Origin of the sequence: Algibacter sp. TI.3.09 (genome assembly GCF_038154905.1) — a bacterium.
In the GTDB taxonomy this organism is placed as follows: Bacteria; Bacteroidota; Bacteroidia; order Flavobacteriales; family Flavobacteriaceae; genus Algibacter.
Genome location: NZ_JBAKAN010000003.1, coordinates 340,259 through 350,000, shown reverse-complemented (window position 1 = coordinate 350,000; position 9,742 = coordinate 340,259). Strand labels below are relative to the sequence as shown.

11 protein-coding genes are annotated in these 9,742 nt (G+C 33.5%); 4 read left to right on the top strand and 7 right to left on the bottom strand.

All coding sequences use genetic code 11. The features are described 5' to 3' along the window. The first annotated feature begins 77 nt into the window (after positions 1–77). The 4 genes from thrS to rplT all read left to right on the top strand — a co-directional run bounded on the left by thrS (position 78) and on the right by rplT (position 3,341). Positions 78–2,012 (top strand): threonine--tRNA ligase, encoded by a 1,935-nt coding sequence (gene thrS, locus V6246_RS13355; protein ID WP_341560949.1) that lies wholly within the window; start codon positions 78–80, stop codon positions 2,010–2,012. A 46-nt stretch (positions 2,013–2,058) separates the two neighbouring features. Beyond that, the gene (gene infC, locus V6246_RS13350; RefSeq protein WP_074937583.1) at positions 2,059–2,598 is read left to right on the top strand and encodes a translation initiation factor IF-3; all 540 of its coding nucleotides are present in this window, start codon (positions 2,059–2,061) and stop codon (positions 2,596–2,598) included. 91 nt (positions 2,599–2,689) lie between these two features. After that, complete coding sequence (gene rpmI / locus V6246_RS13345; RefSeq protein WP_042495462.1) at positions 2,690–2,887, top strand: 50S ribosomal protein L35; 198 nt, start codon at positions 2,690–2,692, stop codon at positions 2,885–2,887. A gap of 109 nt (positions 2,888–2,996) precedes the next feature. Then, complete coding sequence (gene rplT / locus V6246_RS13340) at positions 2,997–3,341, top strand: 50S ribosomal protein L20 (protein WP_042495466.1); 345 nt, start codon at positions 2,997–2,999, stop codon at positions 3,339–3,341. Between the two features lie 114 nt (positions 3,342–3,455). On the opposite strand, the gene V6246_RS13335 is transcribed toward rplT, so the two are convergent. The 7 genes from V6246_RS13335 to V6246_RS13305 all read right to left on the bottom strand — a co-directional run bounded on the left by V6246_RS13335 (position 3,456) and on the right by V6246_RS13305 (position 9,733). Then, entirely contained in the window at positions 3,456–4,136 is a 681-nt protein-coding gene (locus tag V6246_RS13335) for a hypothetical protein (RefSeq protein WP_341560948.1), read from the bottom strand. After that, complete coding sequence (locus V6246_RS13330) at positions 4,112–4,558, bottom strand: YHS domain-containing (seleno)protein (RefSeq protein WP_341560947.1); 447 nt, start codon at positions 4,556–4,558, stop codon at positions 4,112–4,114. Before V6246_RS13330 ends, V6246_RS13335 begins: the two co-directional genes overlap by 25 nt. Positions 4,559–4,829: 271 nt before the next feature. After that, positions 4,830–5,252, bottom strand: coding sequence for a secondary thiamine-phosphate synthase enzyme YjbQ (locus V6246_RS13325; RefSeq protein WP_341560946.1), 423 nt, complete (start codon positions 5,250–5,252; stop codon positions 4,830–4,832). A 19-nt stretch (positions 5,253–5,271) separates the two neighbouring features. Further along, entirely contained in the window at positions 5,272–5,550 is a 279-nt protein-coding gene (locus V6246_RS13320; protein ID WP_074937593.1) for an EF-hand domain-containing protein, read from the bottom strand. A gap of 41 nt (positions 5,551–5,591) precedes the next feature. Continuing rightward, a complete protein-coding gene (locus V6246_RS13315) occupies positions 5,592–6,776 on the bottom strand; it encodes an asparagine synthetase B (protein WP_341560952.1) in 1,185 nt (394 codons plus the stop codon). Positions 6,777–7,070: 294 nt separating this feature from the next. Continuing rightward, positions 7,071–8,609, bottom strand: coding sequence for a replicative DNA helicase (dnaB, locus tag V6246_RS13310; RefSeq protein WP_159019743.1), 1,539 nt, complete (start codon positions 8,607–8,609; stop codon positions 7,071–7,073). Positions 8,610–8,779: 170 nt separating this feature from the next. After that, a complete protein-coding gene (locus V6246_RS13305) occupies positions 8,780–9,733 on the bottom strand; it encodes an acetyl-CoA carboxylase carboxyltransferase subunit alpha (protein ID WP_341560945.1) in 954 nt (317 codons plus the stop codon). Between the last annotated feature and the right edge of the window lie 9 nt (positions 9,734–9,742).

The following is a 9,742-nucleotide window of genomic DNA, read 5'->3' as shown; positions in this document are numbered from 1 at the left end:
TTTTAATTATTACTCTTATATATATTGTGTGGGTTTGTTTATACTATTATCTTTGCATACGGATTTTAATTTATTTTATGATACATATTACATTACCTGATGGCAGCGTGAAAACGTTTGATGAGAACGTGACACCTATGGATGTTGCGAAAAGTATTAGCGAAGGATTTGCTAGAAACGTGATTTCGGCAAACTTTAATGGTACAACTATTGAAACCGTTACGCCGTTGACCACGGATGGTTCGTTAGTTTTATATACTTGGAAGGATGATGAGGGGAAAACTGCTTTTTGGCATAGTTCTGCTCACGTTTTGGCTCAGGCTATTGAAGAGCTATATAGTGACGCTAAACTAACCATTGGACCTGCTATTGATAATGGTTTTTATTATGATGTAGATTTTGGTGAGCAAACTGTTTCGGAAAAGGACTTTAAAGCCATTGAAAACAAGATGTTAGAAATTGCTCGTGGTAAACATGAGTTTAAAATGAGATCGGCTAGTAAAGCGGAAGCTTTAGAACTATATAAAGGTAACGAGTTTAAAACTGAACTTATTGAAAACTTAGAGGATGGTACTATTACTTTTTGTGACCACGCTACGTTTACAGATTTATGTCGTGGCGGACATATACCAAACACTGGTATAATAAAAGCTGTTAAAATTTTAAGTGTTGCTGGTGCTTACTGGAGAGGTAATGAAAACAACCCACAATTAACACGTGTTTACGCTACATCGTTCCCTAAGCAAAAGGAACTTACTGAATATTTAGCTTTACTTGAAGAGGCTAAAAAACGTGACCATAGAAAACTTGGTAAAGAATTAGAGTTATTTACGTTTTCTCAAAAAGTTGGACAGGGTTTACCGCTTTGGTTACCTAAAGGAGCTGCTTTACGTGAGCGCTTAGAGAACTTTTTGAAGGCTGCACAAAAGAAAGCTGGTTACGAAATGGTAATTACTCCGCATATTGGACAAAAGGAACTTTATGTTACTTCTGGACATTATGCTAAGTATGGTGCTGATAGTTTTCAGCCTATTACAACACCTAAAGCTGATGAAGAGTTTTTATTAAAACCTATGAATTGCCCACACCATTGTGAAATTTACAACAGTGCGCAATGGAGTTATAAAGATTTACCTAAGCGTTATGCTGAATTTGGTACCGTTTACAGATATGAGCAAAGTGGTGAACTACACGGTTTAACACGTGTTAGAGGTTTTACTCAAGATGATGCGCATTTATTTTGTATGCCAGAACAATTAGATAAAGAGTTTAAGGATGTTATTGATTTGGTTCTTTACGTATTTGGTTCTTTAGGTTTTGAAAACTTTACAGCACAAGTATCTGTAAGAGATCCAAAAAATCCCGACAAATATATTGGAGATGTGGAAAATTGGGAAAAAGCAGAACAAGCAATTATTAATGCTGCTACCGATAAAGGTTTAGATTTTATTATAGAAGAAGGTGAGGCTGCTTTTTACGGTCCGAAACTAGATTTTATGGTGAAAGATGCCTTAGGAAGAAAGTGGCAATTGGGTACTATCCAGGTAGATTATAACTTACCAGAACGTTTTGATTTAACCTACAAAGGCAGTGATAACGAGCTTCACCGCCCTGTTATGATACACCGTGCTCCTTTTGGAAGTATGGAACGTTTTGTGGCATTATTATTGGAACATACAGGTGGTAACTTCCCGCTTTGGCTTATGCCAGTGCAGGTAATTATTTTATCTATTAGCGAGAAATATGAAAAATACTCGGAAAAAGTTTTAAATTTGCTAGAAAATGACGAAATTCGCGCCCTTGTAGACCATAGAAATGAAACTATTGGGAAGAAGATTAGAGAATCTGAAATGCAAAAACACCCGTATATGATTATTATAGGGGAACAAGAAGAGCAAGAAGGCAAAATATCTGTACGCCAACACGGTGGAGAAGATTTAGGAATGATATCCGTTGACGACTTCTCTGAAATAATAAAGAATGAGATTAAAAAAACGTTAAAATCGTTTTAACAACAAAATACAATTAAGTTTAATTTAAAATTTTAAGGCCATAGCAATTAGAAGAAGACATCAACCGAGAAGGGTTTCACAAGAGGATAAACACAAGATAAACTCGAAAATTACAGCACAAAAACTGCGTCTTGTAGGAGACAATGTTGAAATTGGTATTTATACCAAAGGTGACGCTATGCGAATAGCTGACACACAAGGATTAGATCTTGTAGAAATATCACCAAACGCTGAGCCCCCTGTTTGTAAGGTTATGGACTATAAAAAGTTTCTTTACGAACAAAAGAAGCGTGATAAGGCTTTAAAATCTAAAGCTACAAAAGTGACTATCAAAGAGATTCGTTTTGGACCTCAAACTGATGATCATGATTACGCATTTAAAAGGAAGCATGCCGAAAAATTCCTAAAAGAAGGTGCAAAGCTAAAAGCATTTGTGTTTTTTAAAGGACGTTCTATTATATTTAAAGAACAAGGCCAAATCCTGTTACTACGTCTAGCTCAAGATCTAGAAGAACTTGGAAAAGTAGAACAAATGCCAAGATTGGAAGGTAAACGTATGACTATGTTTATTGCTCCTAAAAAGTAAATTACCCTAATTTATTAGGATAAAGATAAGTTGCCAAATACATTTGGCAGGAAAATAATTAAGCGAAATAATTAAAATCTAGGAGAAAAAAATGCCTAAAATGAAAACAAAATCTAGTGCTAAAAAGCGTTTCAAGCTTACTGGTACTGGTAAATTAAAAAGAAAGCACGCTTTTAAAAGTCACATCTTAACAAAGAAGTCTAAAAAGCGTAAGCTAGCACTGCGTCATGATACATTAGTACATAAAGCAGACGAAAATAACATTAAAACAATGTTGCGTTTAAAATAAACACAACCTGTTTTAACGTTGGTTAAATAAATTATAAACCCTGGAGTTAGGCTTAATTATAAAAAGTGTCTATTTATAGACCGCCTACTACAAAAAAACAATTAAAATTATGCCAAGATCAGTAAATTCTGTAGCAAAAAGAGCCCGTAGAAAAAAGGTTCTAAAACAAGCAAAAGGTTACTTTGGACGTCGTAAAAACGTTTGGACAGTAGCAAAAAATGCGGTTGATAAAGCGATGCAATACTCGTACAGAGACCGTAGAAATAAAAAGAGAACATTCCGTGCATTATGGATCACGCGTATTAACGCTGGAGCCCGTTTACATGGTTTATCTTATTCTCAATTTATGGGGAAATTAAAAGCTAATGATATCGAATTAAACCGTAAGGTTTTAGCCGATTTAGCTATGAATAACCCAGAGGCTTTTAAAGCCGTAATCGAGAAAGTAAAATAAGGCGTTCCGCCTATTGTAAAACATATTATTCGCTTAATAAAAAAAAAATCCGATTCTTAATTGAATCGGATTTTTTATGTCTTTTATTCAAAAGGACTAAGAATAGTAGATAGTTTAAAGGTAAATTAACTTCGTGATCTGAAATACCGAAACACAAAGCAACAACACACCAATAACCCTATTTACCCGTGTAGTTACATTGGAGACCTTAACCTTTAATACATCGCTAAATTTACTGTATGCGTATAACACTAACAATTTACCAAAGTACGCTCCAATTAGAAACCACACCAATAGCTTATAATCTACAGGGAGATTTAAATCTATTATATTCCTGTTTAAATAAGTGGTTATAAATATCCAATAGATAAGAACTGTTGGGTTAACTAGACCCAAAAAGAAACCCAACATTTGTTTTGAAATTGGTCTTCTTCTCTTCTTAATTATTATACACTCATCATTTTCATCTTTAACGCACTCTGTTCTACCTGAAAGAAGAATGGCACCAACTACAATAAAAATAGCAACAATAGTATACTGTAACCAAATATTCATGTTAATAAACATTTCTATTTGGCTGTTAAAACTGATAGCAAATACTATTAAAATAAGTTCTGCAAAAGCAGCAGGAAATATTATTTTTAGAGCACTATTTACGTTTTCTTTAATGGTTGTGTTTATCACAGCTATATTTGTAGTCCCCAAAGGAAGTGCACCAAGTACCGCTGCAGAAAAACCAATGAGTAAATAAAGAATTAAATCCATCTCTTCTAACTGCGATTTATTTGTTTCCATTTTACATCTGCCTTTTCCTTTAAGTTATCTGGCGATTCGTCTAACCAAGATTGAAGCGTATTAATTCCCCATGAATTATAGAACAAGTATAATTTATTATCTCGAATTTCGTAGGTTTCTGGATCTATAGAAACCTTTTCTCCTTTTACCGCAACCGCATAAGCACAATATCCGCCATATGCCGGAACGTACTTTTCAGGATTTTCATTAAAAGTGTCTAGATTATCTTGTGATGAAAATTTAAACTTCCCTCCTTTGTAGTTTGCTACATAAGAATCATTTCCTTTTTTAGGTGCATTCTTAAAATATGAAACGACATCAAAACCTTCTATTACAAAACCTTTTTTAGTATTGAAATCGATGTTTTGAGCGAACATAGTTTGACTAAATACGAAAAGAACTAGAGCTATTAAATTTTTCATTTGTTAGGTATTAATATTATTTATTGTGATTAATTTATTTTCCAAGAGCACTTTAAATTCTAATAATATCTCAAGGTTATGCTAAAGTAAGTCGCAATGACGCGTGCGTCCTTTCAAATAAAGAAATTCAAAAGGTTTATCTTTAGTCAAAACAACATCGTAGTTATAGTTTATTCTAAAAATTTTGGCAAAAAAAAGAGCGTCTATCTATTTTAGATAAGCGCTCTTTTTTATTTTATTCAGAATCTATTGCTGCAATTTAGTAATTCGTTCACATACCAAAAGCACTGATAACTATTTGTCTTGCTCCTCCATAATCCCGATGTTCGCATAAATAAATACCTTGCCAAATACCTAAATTTAATTTACCATTAGTAATTGGTATTTGAACTGATGATCCTAATAGGGATGCTTTAATATGAGCAGGCATATCATCAGGTCCCTCATAAGTATGCTTATAATATGGTGCGTTTTCTGGAATCATTTTATTAAAATGACTTTCAAAATCCATTCTCACGGTATCATCTGCATTTTCGTTAATGGTTAAACTTGCTGATGTATGCTTAATAAAAACCTGTAATTGACCCATTTGAATCTCTACAATTTCGGGAATTGCATCCAGAATAGTATCCGTTATTAAATGAAAGCCTCTTTTCTCCGGTTTTAATTTAATTTCCTTTTGAAAAATTTTCATCTAAACAAAAATTTTATCATTATTTGACATCTTTAGCTATTTCAGAAATAGCCTTTTTAAACTCTTTCCAATCAATTTTATCATCACCATCCTTATCATAACCATCAATCAATTTTGATGACACTAATCCTCGAATAAAACCATTAATCTCAGCTTCCTTAAGTAAAGCTACTATTTCACTTTTAGATAATTTACCGTCTCCACTTTTATCAAAAAAGTTAAATGCGTCTTCTGGAGTTTCAAAATGATTGGTAAGAACTATTTGTATTTTGTTGAGTATTGCTTTTTTTGATGCCATGTTTTTAAGTTTTTATTGTTATAAATTAAAAATAAGAGCTACTATGTTTTCTGTTTCTTCTTTTTTGCAGCAGGAAATAACACATTATTAAGAATTAATCTGTAACCCGGTGATGTTGGATGTAAATCCAATTCCGTTTTAGGATCTCCAACACGATGTTGATAATCTTCAGGATCGTGTCCGCCGTAGAACGTAAAGAAGCCTTTTCCCTTTATGCCATGGATATATTTTGCTTCGCCATTGGTTTTATTTTCACCCATAACCAAAACATTCGATTTTATTTCATCTCGAGTAAAAGATGTTGTTTGCCCCATAAAACCTTTAACTAAAGCGGTATGATTTTGACACAACATAGATGGAATAGGATCCCATTTTGCTGAGAATTCCATAAGAGAAAAATAATCGGTTGTTTTACTTACCTTGCGTTTCTGCGTCATATCAATAGAAGAAAACTCGTAAACCGTAGGACTTCTTTCTAATTGATAATTAGTAAATGCAAATGTTTTATTGAAATCTATTTTATTTTGATATCCTGCTTCGCTCCCATCGCCATCAAACATAGGTTCGCAAATATCTACACCTTCTGCCGATAGAGCAATATCAAAACTATCTGTAGCACTACACATAGCAAACATAAAACCGCCACCAACAACATAGTCTCTAATTTTATGAGCTACTGCAGATTTTTCTTCAGATACTTTGTTGTAGCCTAATTTCTGAGCTAAACCTTCGGCTGCTTTTTTCTCGTTTATATACCATGATGCCGCGCGATAAGCTCCATAGAATTTACCGAATTGTCCAGTAAAATCTTCATGATGCAGGTGCAACCAATCGAATAATAATAAACCATCGTTTAAAACTTCTTCATCGTAAACGGTTTCATAAGGAATTTCGGCATAGTTTAGCACCATAGTTACAGCATCATCCCAAGGTAATTTTCCTTCAGGCGTATAAACGGCAATTTTTGGGGCTTTTTCTAATACAACAGCTTCCATATTTTGGCTAGGGCTACTTATATCTTCCAAAATAGCTTCTGCTTTAGCATTAGAAATAACATCGAAAGATACGCCTCGTATTTGGCATTCTCTCTGAATAGCTTCCGTATCGGGAAGTAAAAACGAACCACCTTGATAATTAAGAAGCCATTTTACTTTAAGATCTTTATTAAGAACCCAATAGGTAATTCCGTATGCTTTTAAGTGATTTTTTTGATTATCTACACCCATAGGAATAAAAACATAGGATGCGTAGGTTTTACATGCTAAGCATATAAATAATAATGTGAAGATTATCTTTTTCAATTTGAGATTGCCTAAAAATAATTTCTCAGTTAATTAATAAAAACCAACTGAGAAATTGAATTATATAAGCGAAAGATACTTAATTTTTGTGGGGATAAAAAACAGTATTTATGATTCTATTTGATAAAATCGATACTAATTTTGCACTATTTCTAGGAATAATTTTCCTTTTTTGAGATTGAAAATCTCTATATAAATTCTATAATAAACTAATTAACATTAAAATGGTACTTCGTTATCATCATCATTAAAGGAACTTCCAAAAGCTTGATCTGGACTAGCCTTAAAATTATCAGCTTGGAAGGTATCATCATTTGCAGCCGCATTCATTTTAGAATGGAATTCAAACGGAGAATCAAAATCATCTAAATTATCGAACTTACCTAAGTTACCGATAAATTTCAGTCTAATATTTTCTAAACCACCATTACGATGTTTGGCAATAATAAATTCGGCTTGACCTTCTGTTGGAGAGCGTTCATCATCATCCCATTCATCAATTTTATAGTATTCAGGACGATAAATAAAACTTACAATATCAGCATCCTGCTCAATCGCACCAGATTCACGTAAATCCGATAGTAACGGACGCTTACTTCCTCCACGTGTTTCCACCGCACGAGATAACTGAGATAGTGCAATTACTGGCACCATTAATTCTTTGGCTAATGCTTTTAAGTTTCGAGAAATCATCGAAATCTCCTGTTCACGGTTTCCTCCATGACTCGATCCACCCGTCATTAACTGTAAGTAATCAATCATGATTAATTTTATACCATGCTGAGAAGATAAACGACGGGCTTTTGCACGTAAATCGAAAATAGAAAGAGACGGCGTATCATCAATAAATAAAGGCGCTTTCTCTAAACTTTTTACTTTTACGTTAAGTTGTTCCCATTCGTGCTTTTCAAGCTTTCCTGTTCTTAATTTTTCTGAAGATAAGCCCGTTTCACTAGAAATTAAACGCATAATTAACTGTACAGATGCCATCTCTAATGAGAAAAAGGCAACGGGTACATTTTGATCTACAGCAATATTTCGTGCCATCGATAAAGTTAATGCCGTTTTACCCATACCAGGACGTGCTGCAACAATAATTAAATCGGAAGGTTGCCACCCTGAAGTTAATTTATCTAGTTTGGTAAATCCTGTAGGAATACCACTTAAACCTTCTTTATTAGAAATTTCTTCAATCTTCTTTTTGGCCTGAATTACTAAATCTTGAGCGGTTTCACTAGATTTTTTAATATTTCCCTGTGTAACTTCATATAATTTAGACTCGGCTGTATCTAATAAATCGAATACATCTTTAGTTTCATCGTAAGCATCTTCAATAATTTCATTTGAAATTTTTATTAAACTACGCTGAATAAATTTTTGCAGAATAATACGTGCGTGAAACTCAATATGCGCAGAAGATGATACTTTTTGCGTTAAAGAAATCAGGTAAAAATCACCACCTGCTTGCTCTAACTTTGCATTTTTCTTTAACTGTGTTGAAACGGTTAATAAATCGACTGGTTCACTATTTTCAAATAAAGTAAAAATAGCTTCAAATATATGTTGATGTGCTTCTTTATAAAATGCATCGGGTGCTAAAATATCGATAACTTCATCGACACCTTTTTTATCAATCATCATCGCCCCTAAAACAACTTCCTCTAAATCAATAGCTTGAGGAGGTATTTTACCTTTCTCAAGGCTTATTAGTGTGCTTTTATCGACTTTATATCCCTGAACGGGGTTTGGTTGTTTCATAACTACGAAAGTAATTAAAATTGAAGTAGGTTTATAGATTTTTACGGCTATGAATGTTAACCATTAGTTAACAATCTAACTGTTAATAACTTGTAAATATTGTGAATAAGCATAAAAAAAATCTGAAGTTATACCCTTCAGATTTTTTTCTTAAGTATGTTTTCTATGGTTTAGTCTTTGTAAACCCCCATTTGTAGATATTTATCCATACGTCGGGCAACTAAATCTTTTTCTGATAACTTTTTTAATACCTCGTAATGTTTTGTAATGGCATTACTAACCGATGTAAAAGTTTTTGTTCTATCGCGATGTGCGCCTCCAAGAGGTTCTTTTATAATCTCATCAACAATTTTTAGCTTTTTCATATCAGGAGCCGTTAACTTTAAAGCTGATGCAGCTAATTCTTTATACTCCCAACTACGCCATAAAATAGACGAACATGACTCTGGAGAAATAACAGAATACCATGTGTTTTCTAACATCATAACAACATCTCCAACACCTATACCTAATGCTCCACCAGATGCACCTTCACCAACTACTATAGTTATAATTGGCACTTTAAGGCGTGTCATTTCTAAAATATTTCTAGCAATAGCTTCACCTTGCCCACGCTCTTCAGCTTCTAAACCAGGGTAAGCTCCAGGAGTGTCTAAAAGTGTTACCACAGGAATTCCGAATTTTTCAGCAGATTTCATTAAACGTAACGCTTTTCGGTATCCTTCTGGATTAGCCATACCAAAATTTCTGTATTGTCTTGTTTTAGTATTGTATCCTTTTTGTTGACCAATGAACATAAAACTTTGATCACCAATTTTCCCCAATCCACCAATCATTGCTTTATCATCTTTAAAGCTTCTATCTCCATGTAATTCTAAGAAAGAATTACCGCAAATAGCTTTAATGTAATCTAAAGTATAAGGACGTTCTGGATGACGAGACATTTGTACACGTTGCCAAGCCGTTAGGTTTTTGTAAATATCTTTTTGAGCTTCTTTAAGCTTTTTTTCTATCTGCGTACATGTTTCTGTAACATCCACTTCGCTTTCTTCACCAATAATTTTACATTTCTGTAATTGATCTTCAAGCTCTTTTATTGGGAGTTCAAATTCTAAATATTCCATAGGAAATTT